Annotated in this window: 17 protein-coding genes; 14 read left to right on the forward strand and 3 right to left on the reverse strand. The window is 52.0% G+C overall.

Annotated features, from left to right (window positions below):
• The coding region (locus tag H8730_RS04725; protein WP_249289503.1) for a hypothetical protein at positions 1–181 on the forward strand (181 nt) is incomplete at its 5' end.
• Between the two features lie 385 nt (positions 182–566).
• Here H8730_RS04725 and H8730_RS04730 read toward each other — a convergent pair.
• The 3 genes from H8730_RS04730 to H8730_RS04740 all read right to left on the reverse strand — a co-directional run bounded on the left by H8730_RS04730 (position 567) and on the right by H8730_RS04740 (position 4,954).
• Positions 567–2,348 carry an ABC transporter ATP-binding protein gene (locus H8730_RS04730; RefSeq protein WP_177718006.1) on the reverse strand — a complete coding sequence of 594 codons (1,782 nt, stop codon included), beginning with the start codon at positions 2,346–2,348 and terminating at the stop codon, positions 567–569.
• Between the two features lie 14 nt (positions 2,349–2,362).
• A complete protein-coding gene (locus tag H8730_RS04735) occupies positions 2,363–4,114 on the reverse strand; it encodes an ABC transporter ATP-binding protein (protein ID WP_177718008.1) in 1,752 nt (583 codons plus the stop codon).
• Between the two features lie 402 nt (positions 4,115–4,516).
• On the reverse strand, positions 4,517–4,954 hold the full coding sequence (locus H8730_RS04740) for a TIGR04086 family membrane protein (RefSeq protein ID WP_177718010.1): 438 nt from the start codon (positions 4,952–4,954) through the stop codon (positions 4,517–4,519).
• Positions 4,955–5,111: 157 nt separating this feature from the next.
• Here H8730_RS04740 and H8730_RS04745 point away from each other — a divergent pair, with 157 nt between their 5' ends.
• The 13 genes from H8730_RS04745 (at position 5,112) to H8730_RS04805 (ending at position 19,289) form a co-directional block, all read left to right on the forward strand.
• Complete coding sequence (locus H8730_RS04745; RefSeq protein WP_177718012.1) at positions 5,112–5,960, forward strand: PHP domain-containing protein; 849 nt, start codon at positions 5,112–5,114, stop codon at positions 5,958–5,960.
• Positions 5,961–6,296: 336 nt separating this feature from the next.
• On the forward strand, positions 6,297–8,822 hold the full coding sequence (locus H8730_RS04750; RefSeq protein WP_177718014.1) for a glycyl radical protein: 2,526 nt from the start codon (positions 6,297–6,299) through the stop codon (positions 8,820–8,822).
• An 11-nt stretch (positions 8,823–8,833) separates the two neighbouring features.
• Positions 8,834–9,628 (forward strand): glycyl-radical enzyme activating protein, encoded by a 795-nt coding sequence (locus tag H8730_RS04755; RefSeq protein WP_177718016.1) that lies wholly within the window; start codon positions 8,834–8,836, stop codon positions 9,626–9,628.
• A gap of 16 nt (positions 9,629–9,644) precedes the next feature.
• On the forward strand, positions 9,645–10,022 hold the full coding sequence (locus tag H8730_RS04760) for a BMC domain-containing protein (RefSeq protein ID WP_177718018.1): 378 nt from the start codon (positions 9,645–9,647) through the stop codon (positions 10,020–10,022).
• Between the two features lies 1 nt (position 10,023).
• The gene (locus tag H8730_RS04765) at positions 10,024–10,464 is read left to right on the forward strand and encodes a EutP/PduV family microcompartment system protein (protein WP_177718020.1); all 441 of its coding nucleotides are present in this window, start codon (positions 10,024–10,026) and stop codon (positions 10,462–10,464) included.
• Positions 10,465–10,587: 123 nt separating this feature from the next.
• Positions 10,588–10,755: a six-cysteine ranthipeptide SCIFF gene (gene scfA / locus H8730_RS04770; protein ID WP_177718022.1), complete on the forward strand. Its 168-nt coding sequence runs from the start codon at positions 10,588–10,590 to the stop codon at positions 10,753–10,755.
• A 103-nt stretch (positions 10,756–10,858) separates the two neighbouring features.
• Positions 10,859–12,229, forward strand: a complete 1,371-nt coding sequence (scfB, locus tag H8730_RS04775) for a thioether cross-link-forming SCIFF peptide maturase (protein WP_177718024.1) — start codon at positions 10,859–10,861, stop codon at positions 12,227–12,229.
• Positions 12,230–12,359: 130 nt separating this feature from the next.
• A complete protein-coding gene (gene secD, locus H8730_RS04780) occupies positions 12,360–13,841 on the forward strand; it encodes a protein translocase subunit SecD (protein ID WP_177718026.1) in 1,482 nt (493 codons plus the stop codon).
• Between the two features lie 13 nt (positions 13,842–13,854).
• Positions 13,855–14,781 (forward strand): protein translocase subunit SecF, encoded by a 927-nt coding sequence (gene secF, locus H8730_RS04785; protein WP_177718028.1) that lies wholly within the window; start codon positions 13,855–13,857, stop codon positions 14,779–14,781.
• A gap of 145 nt (positions 14,782–14,926) precedes the next feature.
• The gene (gene recJ, locus H8730_RS04790; RefSeq protein ID WP_177718968.1) at positions 14,927–16,657 is read left to right on the forward strand and encodes a single-stranded-DNA-specific exonuclease RecJ; all 1,731 of its coding nucleotides are present in this window, start codon (positions 14,927–14,929) and stop codon (positions 16,655–16,657) included.
• Between the two features lie 186 nt (positions 16,658–16,843).
• Entirely contained in the window at positions 16,844–17,356 is a 513-nt protein-coding gene (locus H8730_RS04795; protein WP_177718966.1) for an adenine phosphoribosyltransferase, read from the forward strand.
• A 17-nt stretch (positions 17,357–17,373) separates the two neighbouring features.
• The gene (locus H8730_RS04800) at positions 17,374–18,327 is read left to right on the forward strand and encodes a type I phosphomannose isomerase catalytic subunit (RefSeq protein ID WP_177718964.1); all 954 of its coding nucleotides are present in this window, start codon (positions 17,374–17,376) and stop codon (positions 18,325–18,327) included.
• Between the two features lie 32 nt (positions 18,328–18,359).
• Positions 18,360–19,289 (forward strand): ROK family protein, encoded by a 930-nt coding sequence (locus H8730_RS04805; RefSeq protein ID WP_177718963.1) that lies wholly within the window; start codon positions 18,360–18,362, stop codon positions 19,287–19,289.
• Positions 19,290–19,412: the final 123 nt, after the last annotated feature.

Here is a 19,412-nt window from a genome sequence, read left to right on the forward strand (position 1 = left end):
TCTGCGTTCAGCCATTGATGGATATATGAAATTTTATGCGGAAGAAAGACCGCAGGACAGATTTCATTGTAAAACACCATCTGAGGTAAGGCGAGAGGCACTGGGTTCTGAAACAGCAACCCAGTATCCGATTGCCGAAAACAAGCGGATAGAAGCCTACAAGGCCAAATGGTGTGCATAACATAAATATCCGCCATATCAGAACACAGATATGGCGGATGCCTATAATCTTATTTTAGATATTTCGCTTGTCTACTTGACATGGGGCTGATCACAAGGCCTGGCTCTTGGTGAAAAATTTATTTATGCCACTAAATAAAATCTTACAAAAAGATTATACCTAATCTTCTCTGTACTATCAAATCAAACTTCCGCTGGATGTGGAAATTTTGATCCCGGCAGATGCCCCGGTCCGTCTTCTGTGTGCGTTTGTGGAGGAAATGGAGCTCAGCGATCTTTATCAGACCTAGGGAAAGATGCTGCCGCATCTATGATTTTCTAATCATTGATGCGACAGCCCTCGTAAATTTTGAGGTCCGCCGAGAGGCGGACGTGATTCTGTTGTGTCAGCCAACCCTCAAAAACTGCGCCATAAAAAGATTGTAGTACAACCCCTTCTTTTCCATGAGCTCCCCGTGAGTGCCGTGCTCCATCAATTGTCCTTTGTCGATGACGAGGATCTGATCCGCCTGTTGAATGGTGGATAGGCGGTGGGCGATGACAAAAGAGGTCCGGCCTGCCAACAATTGGCGGATGCCCGCCTGGACCAGCCGTTCCGTATGGGTGTCAATACTGGATGTAGCCTCATCCAGTATCAAGATGCGTGGGTTGGACAGCATGGCTCTGGCAAAGGCGACGAGTTGCCGCTGCCCCACGGAGAGGCGGCCGCCCCGCTCCTGAATGTCCGTGTCGTACCCTTTTTCCATCTCCACGATAAACTCGTGGGCGTGGACGGCTTTGGCCGCTTCTACGATCTCCTCATCCGTGGCGTCCAGCCGGCCATACCGGATATTATCCTTTATGGTGCCAGAAAAGAGAAAGGTGTCCTGAGGCATAATGCCCATCTGACTCCGCAGACTTTCCAGGGTCACTTGGGTGATGTCGTGCCCATCCAGCAGGATCGTCCCCTCCTGGATATCGTAGAACCGGCTGATCAGATTGATGATGGATGTCTTTCCCGCGCCTGTGGGGCCAACCAGGGCGATGGACTGACCGGGGGCGACGGAAAAGCTCACGTCCCGCAAAACCGGAACCTGTGGGTCATATCCAAAGGTGACATGCTGAAATTCCACCTCTCCCTTGATGGGCGGGAGCACCTGGGCTCCGTCAGCATCCTGGATTTCAGGCTCCGTATCCAGGACCTCAAAAATCCGTTCCGCCGCCGCCATATTGGTAACCAGGTTGTTATAGAAATTGGATAGATCCATGATGGGCTGCCAGAACATGGACAGATAGCTGCTGAAGGACACGAGAAGGCCAACGGTGATATGACCGGTATCCAACATGCGGACACCAGCCCAATAGACGATGATGCTGCCTACCCCCCATGCCACCTCGACAAAGGCCCAGAACAGGTCCGTATAGCGGACAGCGCTAATGTAAGCACCCCGCTGTTGCCGGATGAGCCCGTTGAAATTCCGATTCATCTGGCCCTGGGCGGCAAACCCTTGGACAACACGGATGCCGGACATATTCTCATGGACAAAGGCATTGAGATTAGAATTCTTCTTTCGGAAGAGGCGCCAGCCCCGGTGTGCCCGACGTTGGATAAAAATCAGGCCCACGGCAAGAAGTGGTACGATGAGGAGGGCGAAGAGAGCCAGCTTGACATTGAGAATCAACATGATCACGCACACGCAGACAAGCTTGACAAGGTTGGGGAGCAGTGTGAGAATGCACTGATTGAACAACTCTTTTAGGGAGTTGACATCCCCGATGACCCGCGCGAGGATTTTGCCAGCCGGCCGCTCGTCAAAGTAGCGAAATGCCAGGGTTTGCAGGTGCTCGTATAGATCCTGCCGGATCTGATACAGCACTCGATTGGATAGTTTGGCCATCTCCCGAAGGCGAAGACGAATGGCAAACATGGAGAGGATATTCAGTGCAACCACGAGAGCGCCAACGGCTAGCAATCCGGGGATATTCTGGGTTTTATCAATAAAGTAGTCAATCCCCACCTGAAGGAAAAGCGGATTAAACAGCTGTACAGCTAAGATGAGGGCAATGAGAGCGAATACCTTGAGCACGGATTTCTTATAAGGAATCAGATAGCGCAAAAGCCGTCTTAGCATGGGAAGCTTTACGCCCTCCTTTGTCTCCTCGTCCTCGCGAAATGTATTGATGGGCATAGCGTTACACCTCCTTATGCGGTGGTGGCGCCGTACTGTGCGCCATATTGTTCCAGATAGGTTTCATAGTAGAGCCCTTTTTTCGCCATCAGAACGTCGTGGGTTCCGCGCTCTGCGATTCGGCCTTTATCCAAGAATAGGATTTCATCCGCATCTTTCACAGCGGAGATTCGATGGGCAATGAGAATTTTCGTGACATCCTTGCGCTTGTCGATGGCCTCCTGGATCGCGTGCTCTGTCTCCATGTCCAGGGCTGATGTGGCATCGTCCAGAATGAGAACCTTGCAGTAGTCTTTCGCCAGAGCGCGGGCGATGGAGATCCGCTGCTTCTGACCGCCCGATAGGCCGATGCCTCGCTCTCCGATGATGGTCTCATAGCCCTCAGAAAGTCCCTGGGCAAAGGCGTGAACCTGGGCGTCCAGGGATGCCTGTAGCATCGTCTCCTTCGATACGCTGTGCTGTGACTCCAGGTCCGTGTCGTCCCCAAAATAAATGTTTTCTTCTACAGTGTCAGAAAAGAGGAACACATCCTGCATCACCACGGCGATACTCCTGCGCAGGGCTGTTAAGTCCCAGTTTCGGACATCGATGGAATCAAGAGAGATGGCTCCACCGGTCACATCATAGAAGCGGCACAGGAGGTTGATAATCGATGATTTACCCGCGCCGGTGAAGCCCATAATGGCCAGAGTTCCGCCGGCGGGAAGGGTGAAACTGATATCGTCCAGGATCGTCTTGGAATCCCGGGAGAAAGACACATGGGAAAAGGAAACGGCGCCTTGGATCACGGGAGGAATTTGAGGATTGTCCGGCGGCTGAATTTCCGGTTTTTCTGCCATGATGGCATTTATTTTTTTGAGCGACGCGCTGGCCCGAGCAATGACGTTGGCGATCCAGCTCAGATTGCGCACGGGCCCCGTCATCATGGCGGCGAAGCTGTTGACAGCCACCAGTGTTCCCAGGGTTAGGTCCTTTCCGATGACTAGGATCCCACCGGCGGTGATGATAAAGACGGTCACGACGCTGCACAGAAATTCGATGGCGGGATCATATTTGGAGAGAATGTGGGTTTCCTGATAGTTGAGGTTATAGTTTTCTTCATTCTGCTTCCGGAATTTTTCGATCTCGTAGGGTTCCCGGGCAAAGGATCGGATCAGCCGGACGCCGGCAATATTTTCCTGGGCGGTTGTATTGAGCACGGCGGCCTGATCACTGATTTTGTCATAGATTTTATCTAATTTTCTCTCCATGATCATAGCCAACAGGAAAATCAGCGGCATAACCGCCAGGCATAATAAGGCCAGCTTCCAGCTTAAGATGAAGAGAATGACAGCGGACATGACGAAGTATACGATCTGGTCGATCAGAAATCGGATACAGAATCCACATGAATCCCAGATGTTGTCCACATCCTCCTTGATCCGGGCCATGAGCTCCCCGGTGTTGCGGGTATCGAAGAAGGATAGAGAAAGAGAGTTGACATGGTGGAACACCTCTTTGCGCAAGTCCATCGCAACACTGCTGCCCGTCTTATCGAACAAGAATTCTCGAAGATAGCCGAGGATTCCCCGACCCAACGTTACGCCCAGCAGGGCCAGCAGCGTCCTTGTCAAAAGCTCGACATGCCCCGCCTTGATGATGTCGTCGATGATGACGCGGACTAGGAGCGGATTCAACATATCCAGAGCAATGGCGGCCAACATGGCGAGGGTGGCAATACAGTAGCCGAGGAGATGTTTTCTCATATGTTTCAGTACAAGTTGCAAGGATAAGACCTCCTTTTGAGAATGATAGGCCGAAGACAAAGAAAAGCCATCCAGCTCCCTCCAAGCTGCATGGCTTTTCTCCGGCTCAAGACGGCGAAACGGCGTAAAAAAGCCATGGGACGATATCCCATGGCCACCTGTCAGACTGCTATGTAAGAAATTGCAAACAAGCAATGCTAAACGACAGACGAAGACAGGGCATGGATATCGAAGGTGTTCACACGATCAAGGGATATGCGAATCCTTATACTTTGATGGTCTGCAAAATATAGCGCCGATTGTATCATGTGATTGCGATGCATCGTCCTGTCTCCTTTCTGTCATTATTTGCTTTCATCAATCTACAAGTTGCATTATATCTCATGGAATATGCACTTGTCAATAGGGACATAGAAATATTTGTTATTTTCTTCGACCGCCGAGGATTCCGCCTAAAGCAGCGGTTCCCAGTGTGGAGACAATCTCTGTCACAAGGTTGCCGACAAATAGGTTTGTTCCATTGACGCCAAAGGATACCAGCATACGGATGGCCAAATACAGGACTCCCATGACCAGCGCCCACTTGAAACCACCCGATGCGCTTTTCTTTGCCGTCAACAGGCTTCCGGCAAGGACGGATATGACCACAATCACCATGACCAACAGAACATATTGCTTAGGACTCCCGCTCAAGCCCCCTGAATTCAGCAGCACTGCGGAGAGCAAAATTCCAGCCGTTGTGATCCCGTAGGACAGAATCAGGCCCATCAGGACGCATTTGATCGGTGCGCTTCCGCTCGAAGCGGCCTTTGCGCTGCTTTTATGTACGGCTCTCCGTGTCTCTCTTTTTGTATGTTGCACAACAATCCCTCCCACTTTCATGATCCTCTCTACTCCATATGTATGTTGGACAGTTAAATTTATGCTCCCCTTTGCCGGGAAAATCTTGTACATTTTCCATTCCTGTGATACCATATAGGTATCACACGGAAATACCAATACCGAAAGGAACGATTCTATGTCGATTGACTTGCACACCCATTCCTATTATTCCGACGGGAGCGATAGCCCGGAAGAGATTGTCCAAAAAGGAGCCGCGCTCGGGCTTCGCGCCATCGCCCTGACGGATCACGACAATACCGACGGTGTGAAAGAATTTATGGAAGCAGGACAAAGCGCTGGCATACTTGCTATACCTGGCGTCGAGATCTCCGCCTCCTACCGTGGGCGCGATATTCACATTCTCGGATACGGCTTTCGCTATGAACAGCCGGATTTTGCGGACAGGCTTCGCTCCATCCGGGAAGAGCGCCAGCGGAGAAATGAAGCGATGCTGCTTCGCTTGCAGCAGCTGGGATACGCCATCACAAAAGAAGATATAGAGCGCTATTCTGGAGGCGAAGGGCATGTCATCTCCCGTCTCCACTTTGCCCAGGCTTTGACGGAAAAGGGATACTGCCGCGATACCAATGAAGCCTTTGACCAGATTGTTGGGACAGGGTGTCCTGGCTATATTCCCAGACAGCAGCTATCGCCGGAGGAAGCCATCGGCCTGATCCATGGCGCCGGGGGGAAGGCTGTGCTGGCCCACCCGCTGCTCTACAAGTTAAACGAGGATGAATGTGCTGTGTTGCTTAAGTTTGCGGCGAGTGCAGGCATGGATGGTCTGGAGGTTATCCATTCTACCTGTGATGCAAAGGGAACCCTATTTTTGCAGGAAAGGGCCCGGGCTCTTGGTCTTTTCTGTACAGGCGGCAGCGATTATCACGGGGAGAATAAGCAGGAAGTCCCTCTTGGCGTCGGCTATAATGGGCGTCCAATTCCGGATTCCTACCTGGAGCCCTTGCAGCATACAGGGGTTGTGTGAAAAGACGCTTTTCGCACAACCCCTGCAAGTCTATAATAACCTCCCGGGAAGACAATAGATAGTGTAGCCCTTTTTTAGTATTCTATTCAAAGTTGAATTCCATGGTTCTGATTTTTTGATAAAAATTTCTGTGGCTCATGGTCGCCTGTCCCACATCCTATACATAACACAGAACCGAGAAATCTTTAAAACACAGAAATATAAAGAATGTTTTTCTTCTTTTTTGTTGGATTGTCTTTGGTTAGGGTTGACAATTGGAGCTGCATGGTGTAGGATATAACGTAAGACAATAGAAGTTGATATAGTTGCCGCCAAAGCGGCAAGATGGAGGCAAGGATGGATCACGGTTATACGGAATATATTGAAAAGAGTGACAGAATTCCCCGTTTGATTTCACATTTATTTGAAAAGATGCCAGCGATTGAGGCGGACAGGGCGGTCTTGATTACGCAATCATACAGAGAGACCGAGACAGAGCCGGTTATTATGCGCCGTGCAAAGGCATTCGAACATATTCTAAAGTATATTCCCATTGTGATTCGGCCGGAGGAATTGGTTGTAGGGAGCGCAACCATTGCTCCGAGAGGGTGTCAAGTATTTCCCGAGTTTTCTTTCGAGTGGCTGGAGAGTGAGTTCGATACCATTGCCACGAGAGATGCGGATCCCTTCTCTATTTCGGAGGACACCAAGAGGTCGCTGCACGAGGTATTTCAGTATTGGAAGGGTAAGACCACCAGTGAGCTGGCCACTTCCTACATGGCACCGCAGACTTTGATCGCCATTGAACACAATATGTTTACCCCAGGAAATTATTTTTATAACGGAGTCGGGCATGTAACCGTCAGCTACGATAAGGTTTTGCGAATTGGCTACGAAGGCATCATCCAGGAAGCACAGGCGGCCCTGGATCAGATGTCCCTGGGGGATGCGGAGTATTCTAAAAAAAGTCAGTTTTTGCAGGCAGTGATGATCAGCTGTCAGGCAGCCATTCAGTATGCATATCGGTATTCGGAGCTTGCGGCCCGCGAGGCGGAGCAATGTACAGATTCAGTGCGCCGCGCTGAATTGATACAGATCTCTCAAAATTGTGCGAAGGTTCCCGCAAAGGGAGCGACTTCGTTCTATGAGGCATGCCAGTCCTTCTGGTTTGTCCAGATGCTGTTGCAGATCGAATCCAACGGTCACTCCATCTCTCCGGGACGCTTCGATCAATATATGTATCCGTACTACAAGAAAGATTTGGACAGCGGGCGGATCACGCGGGAGTTTGCCCAGGAGTTGATGGATTGTATCTGGGTTAAGCTTAATGATTTGAACAAGGCAAGAGATCACGCCTCGGCGGAAGGCTTTGCCGGCTACGGGATGTTCCAAAATTTGATTGCTGGCGGCCAGAATGGGGACGGGGAAGATGTGACAAATGATCTGTCCTTCATGTCGATTCAGGCCTGTATGCATGTCATGCTTCCGCAGCCTTCCTTTAGCGTCCGGGTCTGGAATAAGACGCCCCATGAGTTTTTGATGCGGGCTGCGGAGCTGACCCGGACAGGTATTGGACTTCCGGCATATTACAATGACGAAGTGATAATTCCGGCCTTGATGAACCGTGGGCTGACCCTGCAAGATGCCCGCGAGTACAATATCATCGGATGCGTGGAGCCGCAGAAAGCCGGCAAAACAGAGGGCTGGCATGATGCCGCCTTCTACAATATGTGCCGTCCGCTGGAGCTAGTCTTTCACAACGGAATGGATGAAGGCGTTAAAGTTGGCATTGATACCGGCAATGTGGAGGATATGGAGACTTTTGATGCGTTCTATGACGCCTATAAGAAGCAGAATCACTATATGTTGAGTCTGATGGTCAATGCCGATAATGCCATTGATGTCGCCCACGCGGAGCGCTGCCCGCTTCCTTTCCTCTCCAGCATGGTGGAGGACTGCATCGGGCGCGGCAAGAGTGTCCAGGAAGGCGGAGCCGTCTACAATTTCACCGGACCACAGGGCTTCGGCATCGCCAATATGACAGATTCTCTCTATGCCATCAAGACATTGGTCTACGATCAGAAGAAGGTCACCATGGCGGAGTACAAGGAGGCTATGGATCATAACTTCGGCAGACAGCTCTCTCCTGAGGATGCCGCGGAGATCACAAAGGCCTTAGCCAGGCGCCTTGTAGATCAGGAAGTGGAGGTCGATGAGGAGAGGATCCGGGAAATCTATCAGGTGGCCAAGGCCAATGGAGTTCCAGAGGAAAAACGCCTGAAATATGAGGCCTTGCGGGCTATGATTGAGGAAGTTCCAAAGTATGGAAATGATATTCCGGAGGTTGACCAATTTGCCAGGGATGTCGCGTATACATATACGAAACCTTTGGAACAATACCGAAATCCCAGAGGCGGCTGGTATCAGGCCGGTTTGTATCCAGTATCGGCCAATGTGCCGCTGGGCGCGCAGACCGGTGCGACGCCGGACGGCCGGTATGCCCATACACCGGTTGCAGACGGTGTGGGACCCGCTTCCGGTAGGGATGTACACGGCCCCACAGCGGCGGCGAATTCTGTCGCGGCATTGGATCACGCCATCGCCTCCAACGGCACGCTGTTTAACCAGAAATTCCATCCGTCCGCTCTGGAGGGCACGGAAGGATTGTCAAAGTTTGTAGCTCTGATACGCGGATATTTCGATCAAAAGGGTATGCATATGCAGTTTAATGTCGTTCGCAGGGAAACCCTTTTGGATGCGCAGGCGCACCCGGAGAACTATAAGACGCTAGTTGTTCGGGTAGCTGGTTACAGCGCCTTATTTACAACGCTGTCAAAATCATTGCAGGATGATATCATCCGCCGCACGGAACAGGGAATTTAAGAGGGACAAAGATGGAAACGTATTGGCAGGAACAGGGAAGAATTTTCGACATCCAGAAATATTCCATCCACGATGGACTGGGGATCCGCACAATCGTCTTTCTCAAGGGGTGTCCGCTGCGCTGCCGCTGGTGCTGCAATCCGGAATCACAGGACTACGCGGTTCAGACAATGCGTCTGCCGGGGCAAGCAGCCAAGAGCGTAGGACGTGATGTAACGGTCCAGGAGGTTATGGAGGAGGTCATGAAGGATCGCCCTTATTATACACGCTCCAATGGCGGCCTTACCTTATCCGGTGGAGAGTGTCTGATGCAGCCAGATTTTTCAGCTGCGCTGTTGCGGGCGGCGCATGCGCAGGGGATTAATACGGCCATAGAAACCACAGCCTTTGCCCCTTATGAAACGATGGAGAAGCTGCTTCCATACCTAGACTATTGCCTGATGGATATTAAGCACATGGACAGTGGGAAGCATCGGGAATTTACCGGGCAGCCCAACGAGAGAATATTGGAAAATGCGTTTCGGGTGGCATCCTCAACCAATGTAAAGCTGAGTATCCGCGTGCCGGTTGTGCCCCCCTTTAACGGGACGGTGGAGGAGATAACAGAGATCGCGCGGTTTGCGGAGCGCTTGCCCGGTGTAAGAGAGCTCCACCTGCTTCCGTATCATCGGCTCGGGCAAGACAAATATGCGGGCCTGGGCCGTACCTATGCGCTGGAACAGCTGGAACCCCCTACCCAGGGCATGATGCAGAAGTTGCTCGAGGCAGCGCAGCAGTTCAATCTAGAATGTCAAATCGGTGGATGAGTGAGGGAGAGTCACAATGAGTATCTTCAATGAGGTCCGTCAGGACGAAAAGCTGAGGATCGTCCAGGAACTGGTCCCTGGCAAGCAGATTACCTTGGCGCATATTATTGCAGCCCCAGATGCCATTTTATATCAAAAGCTGGGCCTTGATCCGGCAGTTGATTATGCAAGGGCGGCCATCGGAATCGTGACCATGAGTCCGGCGGAAACCGCCATCATCGCCGGCGATATTGCAGTGAAGGCATCCAACGCGGAGCTCGGTTTTTTGGACCGCTTCAGTGGGACTTTGATCATTACAGGGAGAATCTCAGATGTGGAGGCATCTTTGAATGCGGTCATCGACTATACGCGGGAAAAGCTTGGCTTTGTTGTCTGTGACGTGACTAAGACGTGATATGAAGCGAATTCTATTTATGGGCCGCAGCGAATGCGGTAAAACCACACTGACACAGGCCATGCGGGGCGAGGTGGTTCACTATCAGAAGACGCAGTATGTAAACGTTCACGATGTAGTCATTGACACGCCGGGAGAGTATGCGGAGAATAAAAGTCTAGCGGCGGCGCTGGCCCTTTATTCCTATGAGGCTGACGTGGTGGGACTTCTAGTCAGCGCCATCGAGCCCTATTCTCTGTATCCGCCCAATATAACGTGTCTGGTCAACCGGGATGTGATCGGCATTGTGACAAAGATTGACCATCCCAATGCGAATCCCAAAATGGCAGCCAGCTGGCTCCGCAATTCCGGATGTACCGCGATCTTTTACGTCAACTCCAAAACGGGTGAGGGTGTCCAGGAAATTCTGGACTATTTAAAAGAAGAGGGGGATGCTCCATGAGCCATCCGCCTCCCCCTACAATCTGTTCTGATCACAGGTGCGAAAAGAGTCAGCCTTATGATTGACAAGTACCCGTAAAATATGGTACAATGAGGCGATTCCATTGGAAGGGAGGCATTATGAATGAAGCGAGTTAAGACAGTAAATGGTTCGACGCTGAAGCAGAGTCTGAAACGGGGCGGCTGCGGCGAATGCCAGACCTCTTGCCAGTCCGCGTGCAAGACTTCCTGTACCGTAGGAAATCAGACCTGTGAAAGTATCAAGCTGACAGGCGGAACTGTTCGGAAATAAGCAGCGGATGTATGAAAGACCTTTAAGCAGTGGCTTTGCCGCTGCTTATTTGCGGATTATAGAGCTTTTTCTATAGAAAGATTTTCCTAGGAGGAACGAAAGGTTGATTCATCAATTTAAACAGAACGGTGTGAATGTTGTGCTGGATGTGTACAGTGGAGCCGTTCACACTGTGGACGATGTCGTATACGATGTGGTATCGGAGATTGACCGAGTCGGGTGGGAAGTGGCTAAGAAGGATTCCTTCGCCTGTTTATCCAGCCTGGACAATACATATTCCCGTCAGGATATCCAGGAGGCGATGGACGATGTGACAGAGCTGGTCGAGGAGGGAATGTTATTTTCCAGCGATCCCTACGTGGATATGGCGCCGGCGATTGGAAACAAGGAAACGGTTGTCAAGGCTTTATGTCTCCATGTAGCACACGACTGCAACCTTAAATGCCGCTATTGCTTCGCGGAAGAGGGCGAGTATCATGGGAAGAGGGCCCTGATGAGTGCGGAGGTTGGCCGGCAGGCGCTGGAATTCCTTGTCGCGAATTCGGGGAAGCGCCGGAATCTGGAGGTCGATTTTTTTGGCGGAGAGCCTTTGATGAACTGGGATGTGGTCAGGGAGCTAGTTGCCTATGGGAGAGAACTGGAACAGAGCCATCACAAGAAATTCCGCTTTACCCTGACGACAAACGGCATTCTGCTCAATGATGAAATCATGGACTATCTCAACGCGAATATGGACAATGTGGTGTTGTCGATAGACGGCAGACAGGAGGTCCATGACCGGATGCGCCCCACGCCCAATGGGAAAGGCAGCTACGATTTGATTCTCGATAAGTTCAAGAGGATGGCCGAGCTGAGAGGACAGACACGATATTATGTCCGGGGTACCTTCACCCGCGAAAATTTAGATTTTGCCAAGGATGTGCTGCATCTGGCCGACGAAGGATTTCAGCAGATTTCCATTGAGCCGGTGGTGGCCGGGGACAAGGAAACCTATGCCCTTCGAGAAGAGGATTTGCCGAAACTCGAGGAGCAATATGAGTTGCTGGCCAGGGAGATGCTGGCGAGAGAAGCGCGAGGCGATGGGTTCACCTTTTTCCACTTTATGATGGATTTGAGTCAGGGACCCTGTATCGTCAAGCGGCTCAGTGGCTGTGGATCCGGCTGTGAATACTTAGCGGTTCACCCCAGCGGGGATCTGTATCCATGCCATCAGTTTGTCGGGCAGGAGGAGTTCCGGATGGGCAGCGTGCTGGAGGGAGTGACGCGGAGAGATCTGCTGGACCGCTTCAAGGGCGTGAATGTGTACTCAAAGCCGGGATGTCAGGATTGCTGGGCCAAATTTTACTGTAGCGGCGGTTGCGCCGCCAATGCATGGCAATTTGCCCATGACTTGCACGGAAACTATGAGCTGAGCTGCCATCTTGAGCGCAAGCGGCTGGAGTGTGCGCTGATGATGCAGTGTTATCGCGCCTAGAGAGGTGTCCGCCGTAATACAAAAAGGTGGCAATTTTGGAAAGATTCTCGACAAAGGTTGACAATATTAGGTCACAGAGTCTATAATAAATAAATCAGTATGACCTAAAAATGAGGAGGAGCTTAAGAGGATGAAGAGTCTTAAGAATGTTTTTATCTTGCTGCTTACCTTGCTCATCATCGCCGGGTCCGCCATCGTTACGTTTGTGGGTATTGGTGGCCGGGGCGGAGATTATAGCGACCGATTTGGAGTTCTAAACATTAAGCTGGGCCTTGATCTGGCCGGGGGTGTCAGCATTACCTATCAGGCGGAGGAGGGGAGCAATCCCTCATCGAGTCAGATGGAAGGAGCACTGGCGGTTATTCAGAATCGACTGGACTCCAAGGGATATACGGAGGCGCAGGCGTATCTGGATGGAACGGACCGAATCCGGGTGGAGATTCCGGGTGTGAAGGATGCCAACGCAGCGGTTGAGGATATCGGGAAGACCGCGATGCTGACCTTTGTCGGTTTTGATTGGGATGATATTAAGAATAGCAGCATCATGGACAAGTACTATGACTTATACGTGCAGGATGCCATCGCTGCGCTGAAAGAACAGGATGGGGAGGACGCGGAGTACAGCGAGTCGGAGCTGCTGACCGAGGCTAAGACCTATCTTCCCCAGCAAGCGTATTATACAGTCATGACCTATCCTGAGATCTTGACGGATGCTCTGGAGGCAGGCCTGGCGGAGGAAGTCCTGACAGGGTCCGATGTGGCTGATGCCAGCTATCAGCGGGGTCAGCTATCTCAGAATAGCGCGGTACAGTCCTATGTCAAGTTGGAACTGAATGCGGAGGGCAGGGAGAAGTTTGCGGAGGCGACGGAAAAATATGAGGGCAAGTACATTGCAATTCGATTAGATGAAACCGTCTGCAGCATGCCCACCGTCAATTCTGTTATCACCGACGGCGTCGCGCAGATCACAGGCATGTCCGGCGAAGAGGAAGCGAAGAGCTTGGCTGCTGATATCCGCGGCGGTGCCTTGCCAGTGCGGCTGGTGGATATTGAGCACAATAGCGTAGGCGCTACGCTTGGACAGGATGCCATGCAGACCAGCGTGACGGCGGCCATCATCGGTTTTATTCTGATTTTGATCTTCATGATCGTCTATTATCGGATCCCAGGAGTGGCGGCATCCATCGCGCTGCTCTTCTATATCACGCTGGAATTGTTCTTCATCAACCTGCTGGATATTACACTGACTCTGCCGGGGATTGCGGGTATCATTCTCTCTATCGGAATGGCCGTGGACGCCAATGTTATTATCTTCGCCCGTATCAATGAAGAACTGCGGGGGGGCCGCGGGCTCCTGGTGTCCATCGAGTCCGGATTCAAAAAGGCATTGTCAGCGATTCTGGATGGCAACGTGACCACCTTGATTGCAGCGGCGGTCCTATGGTTCCTGGGAAGCGGTACGATCAAGGGGTTTGCCCAGACTCTTGCCCTAGGGATCGTGATCTCCATGTTTACAGCGCTGGTTGTCACTCGCCTGTTGATCCAGCAGTGTGTGGCTTTGATCTCGAAGAATCCAAAGCTGTATCGCTCGATACACGTTAAGAAAGCCTGAGGAGGTGGGAACGATGAAAATAATTGAACGCACGAAAATCTGGTATACGATTTCCATCGCCATTATCCTGGTAGGCGCTGCATTTTTAATCTTCCGCGGTATGAACTTCGACATAGAGTTTGCCGGAGGAACCATGGTGCAGATCGATATTGGACAAGAGTTTGACGCCCGCGGGGATATTGAACCCATCGTTCGGGAGATTACCGGTGATACCAACCCGCAGGTTCAGAAGGTAAGCGGTACAGGCGGCGCGACACAGGTTTCCATCAAGGTCAAAGAGATTACAACAGAGCAGATCGAGCAGCTGTACACTGCTATTGCGGAGAAATATGGCCTGGATACGGTAGACAATGCGAACTTGATCAGTCATTCCAGTATCAGCCCGACAGTCAGCGGGGAGATGCAGAGGACAGCGGTGGTCGCCACCAGCGTGGCGGCGCTGTTAATGCTTCTCTATATCACGTTCCGGTTTAAAGATTGGAGGTTCGGACTCAGCTCTATCATTGCGCTGCTCCATGACGTCCTGATCGTGATTGCCATGTATGCCATCTTCCAGATTCCAGTCAATAATACGTTCATCGCTGCAATTCTGACCATCGTTGGATATTCCATCAACAATACCATCGTTGTATTCGATCGAATCCGCGAAAATACCCGGCTGTACCGGCAGGACCAGCTGGATCAACTGTGCGATGACAGCATCATGCAGACGTTGAGCCGGTCCATCAACACCTCCCTGACGACTATCGTCATGGTTCTCGTGTTGTTTATCCTCGGCGTCCAGTCTGTTCGCTGGTTTGCATTTCCCCTTTTAGTCGGATTTCTGGCTGGAACCTACTCGTCAATCTTCATTGCAAGCCCCACCTGGGTTTTGTTGAAAGGAATTGGAAGGAAAGGGAAGAAGGGCGGCCAAGCTGTGAAACGAGTGAAACACGCGTAGGAAATATACAAAATGCGCCTCGTCAGGTTTGGAGGAATCCAGACCTGACGTTTTCTTGTGGGGTGTGCGATTTGTGCCGGAGCGTCACAAATCGCACAGGCGGCAGAATTCGCCCCGTCGCTAGCGCTCCGGAATGGAGATTGATATGGAAGAAAACTGGATTTTGCGGAATCGAAAATATAAGGCTCTGGCTGAGAGGCTCCACGTGGACCCCCTGCTGGCCAAGATTATCGCAAACCGAGTGGAGCCGGAGGAGGCGGAGGACTTCTGGAACAAGGATGCGCCCCTGGAGAATCCATTCCTCATGGCTGATATGGAGGTAGCGGTTACCCTGATACTGGCCCATATCGAGGTACATAGTAAAATTAAGATCATCGGGGATTATGACGTAGATGGGATAAGTTCGGCGGCGATCCTCTACCGGGGGCTGACAGGGCTGGGAGCGGATGTCAGCGTTCGCATTCCATCCAGGATGGAGGATGGGTACGGGATCCATAAAGGCATGATTCAAGACTGCCAGGGAGAAGGGGTGCGCCTTATCCTCACATGTGATAATGGGATACGGGAATTTGAGGCGGCCGCATATGCCAGGGAAGTTGGCCTGGATCTCGTGATTACTGACCACCATGAGATTACCCCTGATGAAAATGGGGCGGATGTACTCCCAGCTGCGGATGCTATCCTGAATCCACATCGGCAGGACTGCGCCTATCCCTACAAGCAACTTTGCGGGGCAGGTGTAGCATTTAAATTGATGGAAGCACTGTATGAGCGGCAAAAGCAGGATAAACGTCAGCTGGAGAACCTCTTAGGATTGGCGGCGCTGGCGACCATCTGCGATGTATGCCCGCTGCTGGGGGAAAACCGTCGGATCGTCTATCGCGGATTGGAACAGCTCAACACCAACCCAATCACTGGGATTCGCGCGCTCATGCAGCAAGGTGACATCGGAAGAATGGATGTATATACATGCGGGTATGTCATTGGGCCCATGCTAAATTCAGGAGGGCGGCTGGAGCGGCAGGATAAATACATCGATATCTTGATCAAGGATGAGGCGGAGAAGGCAGCGGAGCTTGCAAAAGATTTATTTGAGCTAAATCGAAAACGGCAGGCGCTGACGGAGGAGGGAATCCAAGCAGGGGTAGCGCAGATGGAAACCCAATTGGCAGATGATATGGTCAAAGTCGTCTATCTCCCGGAGATCCACGAAAGCATCGCCGGGCTTATCGCTGGGAAGCTCAAAGAGAGATATTGCCGCCCTGTATTCGTCTTGACGAAAGCGGAAAGCGGAGTAAAAGGATCGGGCCGCTCGATTCCCGGGTATAGTATGTTTGAGGAAATGCAGAAGGTGAAAGATGTATTCACCAAGTTTGGCGGCCACCCCATGGCAGCGGGTCTGTCCATGGAGGAGACGAGAGTGGAGGAGTTCCGGCGGAGGATCAATGAGGTGTCAACCCTGTCCCAGGAGGCATGCGTGCCATGCGTCTATATCGACGCGGCCTATCCCACGAGCCACGTATCCATTGGACTCGTAAAGGCGTTGGATGAGTTAGGCCCATATGGCACCGGAAATCCCCGCCCCATTTTCGCGGAAAAGGGCGTGGAGCTCCGGCAGTGCCGGATCATGGGGAAGAATCGGTCGGTGGCCAGAGTATCCTTTGTAAAAGATGGCGAGCCGGCGGAGGGAGTCCTATTTCGGCTGGAATTGCTGCAGAGGGTAATTCTTGCGCGATACGGGCCGAGTGTCTGGCGCCGTCTAGAGCAGGGAGAGTATATGCGGGACGTGATTACGGTGGATCTGTGCTATCAAGCGGGAATTCATGAGTATAAAGGAGAGACCAGCGCACAGATAACCATTACGAATATCCGCTGAATAAAAAAGTTTTTTAAAGATGCTGTCATTCGCTTCAAACTATGGTATAATAATCGCGAAGCGATTATACGCGCCGGCCGCGCGGTGAGCGAAGCGAACAAACCGCTGCGCGATATCCGCAGAGGGCAGAGCCAAGACGCCAGAAACATACAAAAGGGTTTACAAAGCATAAGAGAGGTGCAGACAATGGAACTTAACAAAATCATCCGGGATATTCCGGATTTTCCGCAGAAAGGTGTGCTATTTCGTGATATCACCCCGCTGCTTCACAATCCCCAGGCCTTAAGGGAAACCGTTGATCAAATGTGTCAAGTGCTCTCCCAGTTTGAATTTGACTATGTGGTGGGCCCCGAATCCCGCGGTTTCATTTTTGGTGTGCCGGTGGCCTACGCTATGAACAAGGGATTCATCCCCATCCGCAAGAAAGGAAAGCTGCCCTACGAGACGCTTTCAAGGGAATATTCTTTGGAGTACGGGACGGCGGTGCTGGAGATGCACGCGGATGCCATCCGGCCTGGACAAAAGGTCGTAATCGTCGATGACCTAATTGCCACAGGAGGCACGTCAAAGGCCATTGTGGAACTCATCGAGGAGGCGGGGGGCCAAGTGGTCAACCTGATGTATCTCATTGAGCTTGTCCAGCTGGGCGGCCGTGAAATGCTGAAAGGCTATGATGTGAAGACCTTGATTCAATACTGAGACAAGGGGAGAGTGAAATGAACGTGGAGATTGTGCAGCCAATGAAACTGTCCCCCGTGTATAAGGACATGATCTGGGGAGGGAGCGGACTTCGCGAGTATCTCCATAAGCCTATACCTTCCGAGCATACAGGCGAGTCCTGGGAAGTGTCGGCTCACCCCAGCGGACAGAGCCGGATTGCCGGTGGACCGTGTCAGGGAATGACGTTGGGAGAGGCTGTTTCGAGACTGGGAGCGGATCTGGTGGGCACGGAGGTCTGGAAGCGGTATGGAAACAAATTTCCGCTTCTGATCAAGTTTATCGACGCCCATGATAAGCTTTCCGTGCAGGTCCATCCCAACGATGAACAGGCCAGACGTTTGGAGGGGGCAGGGGAGAGCGGCAAGACGGAAATGTGGTATGTCCTCCACGCGCAGCCTGGCGCTAAGCTCGTCTACGGCTTTAAAAGGGAGATTGCGGAGGATGAACTGGAGGACTCCATCGCCAGCGGAACCATCGAGTCACTGCTCAACTGGGTGGATGTGAAAGCAGGCGACACGTTTTTTATCCCAGCGGGGACGCTGCACGCCATCGGGGCGGGGATTCTGATTGCGGAGATCCAGCAGAGCTCGGATACTACATATCGAGTCTATGACTATAATCGATTGGGATTGGATGGAAAGCCAAGGCAGCTCCATGTGGAGAAAGCGTTGCAGGTGGTGAACCGAGCCAGTTCACTGGGGGAGGAGCGCAGCGATATTGACGCAGGAGTGTGCTGCCCTTTCTTTGAGACGAAACGCGTGCGTTTCCGTGGTGAAGAGGCAATGGCTGTACCGAGGGAGCGCTTTGAGATTCTAATCTGCCTAGAAGGCAGCGGAACGGCCAATGATGTGGAATTTGGCATTGGGGACGTGATCCTGTTGCCCGCAGCCATGGGCACATGTTTGACAAAGGGCGAAGGTATGCTGTTGAAAACTCATGTGGCGTTATGAGGCTGAGCCAAAACGCCAGAATGGAGGTAAGGATGAGAATCGGGATTGACCTCGGCGGCACAAATATCGCGGGAGGCGTGCTCAATGATAGCGGGGAACTGCTCTGTGCGAAGTCGATTCCAACGGACGCGCAGCGGCCGTATTCCGAAGTGATCCATGATATGGGACTGCTGGCGGTGGAATTGGCTCAGATGGCGGGAACCTCCATCGATTCAGTGGAATCCGTTGGAGTTGGAAGCCCGGGCACACCCCATAAGGAGACGGGCAATATTTTATATTCCAATAATCTGGGCTGGGAGAATGTGCCGCTTGTGCAGGAGTTGGGGCGATACATTCCGGTGCCAATTCGGTTGGATAACGACGCCAACTGTGCCGCCCTGGGCGAATACGCGGCGGGGGCAGCCAAGGGATGCCGGTCAGCGGTTATGGTTACCTTTGGCACAGGTGTCGGCGGCGGAATTGTATTGGATGGCAAAATCCATTCCGGCTTTAATTCTGCTGGGGGAGAGATCGGCCACATGGTCATCGTCTCCGGTGGCGTACGCTGTACCTGCGGGAGAAAGGGCTGCTGGGAATCCTATGCGTCCGCGACAGCCCTGATTCGCATGGGCAATGATGCGGCGGACCGGAACCCGCGTTCCCTGCTGGCTTCCATGCGGCAAAGGGACCGGTTGAATGGCCGTCTGATTTTTGATGCAGCGCAAAAGGGGGATGCGGCGGCGAACCAGGTGATCAAAGGCTATATCTGGTATATGGCGGAGGGGATCACAAATTTGGTGAATATTTTTCAGCCGGAAGCCATCGTATTGGGCGGCGGCATCTGCGCCCAGGGGGACTACATCGTAAATCCCATTCGGGAATATGTAGCGCAGGGAGTCTTTTGTAAACAGGTTGCGCTGCCCCGCATGGTCACGGCCACCCTTGGCAATGATGCGGGGATCATCGGCGCCGCGCTGCTATAATCCCAGATGAAACGCAGATTTGTCATAAAATCGTAAGGGTATGGTAAGACTTCGAGGAAATTGTTAACTTGCCTTTTCGACATAAACTGCTATAATTATTTATGTCGCCGTCTCAGGTGACGG

The sequence above is a fragment of the Bianquea renquensis genome (genome assembly GCF_014384895.1).
Lineage (GTDB): Bacteria > Bacillota > Clostridia > Lachnospirales > Bianqueaceae > Bianquea > Bianquea renquensis.

What these genes read in the sequence shown, in the direction of transcription:
- H8730_RS04730 (WP_177718006.1), bottom strand. Translation starts at nt 2,348, where the DNA reads ATGCCCATCAATACATTTCGCGAGGACGAGGAGACAAAGGAGGGCGTA.
- H8730_RS04745 (WP_177718012.1), top strand. Translation starts at nt 5,112, where the DNA reads ATGTCGATTGACTTGCACACCCATTCCTATTATTCCGACGGGAGCGAT.
- H8730_RS04750 (WP_177718014.1), top strand. Translation starts at nt 6,297, where the DNA reads ATGGATCACGGTTATACGGAATATATTGAAAAGAGTGACAGAATTCCC.
- H8730_RS04755 (WP_177718016.1), top strand. Translation starts at nt 8,834, where the DNA reads ATGGAAACGTATTGGCAGGAACAGGGAAGAATTTTCGACATCCAGAAA.
- H8730_RS04760 (WP_177718018.1), top strand. Translation starts at nt 9,645, where the DNA reads ATGAGTATCTTCAATGAGGTCCGTCAGGACGAAAAGCTGAGGATCGTC.
- H8730_RS04765 (WP_177718020.1), top strand. Translation starts at nt 10,024, where the DNA reads ATGAAGCGAATTCTATTTATGGGCCGCAGCGAATGCGGTAAAACCACA.
- scfA (WP_177718022.1), top strand. Translation starts at nt 10,588, where the DNA reads ATGAAGCGAGTTAAGACAGTAAATGGTTCGACGCTGAAGCAGAGTCTG.
- secD (WP_177718026.1), top strand. Translation starts at nt 12,360, where the DNA reads ATGAAGAGTCTTAAGAATGTTTTTATCTTGCTGCTTACCTTGCTCATC.
- secF (WP_177718028.1), top strand. Translation starts at nt 13,855, where the DNA reads ATGAAAATAATTGAACGCACGAAAATCTGGTATACGATTTCCATCGCC.
- recJ (WP_177718968.1), top strand. Translation starts at nt 14,927, where the DNA reads ATGGAAGAAAACTGGATTTTGCGGAATCGAAAATATAAGGCTCTGGCT.
- H8730_RS04795 (WP_177718966.1), top strand. Translation starts at nt 16,844, where the DNA reads ATGGAACTTAACAAAATCATCCGGGATATTCCGGATTTTCCGCAGAAA.
- H8730_RS04800 (WP_177718964.1), top strand. Translation starts at nt 17,374, where the DNA reads ATGAACGTGGAGATTGTGCAGCCAATGAAACTGTCCCCCGTGTATAAG.
- H8730_RS04805 (WP_177718963.1), top strand. Translation starts at nt 18,360, where the DNA reads ATGAGAATCGGGATTGACCTCGGCGGCACAAATATCGCGGGAGGCGTG.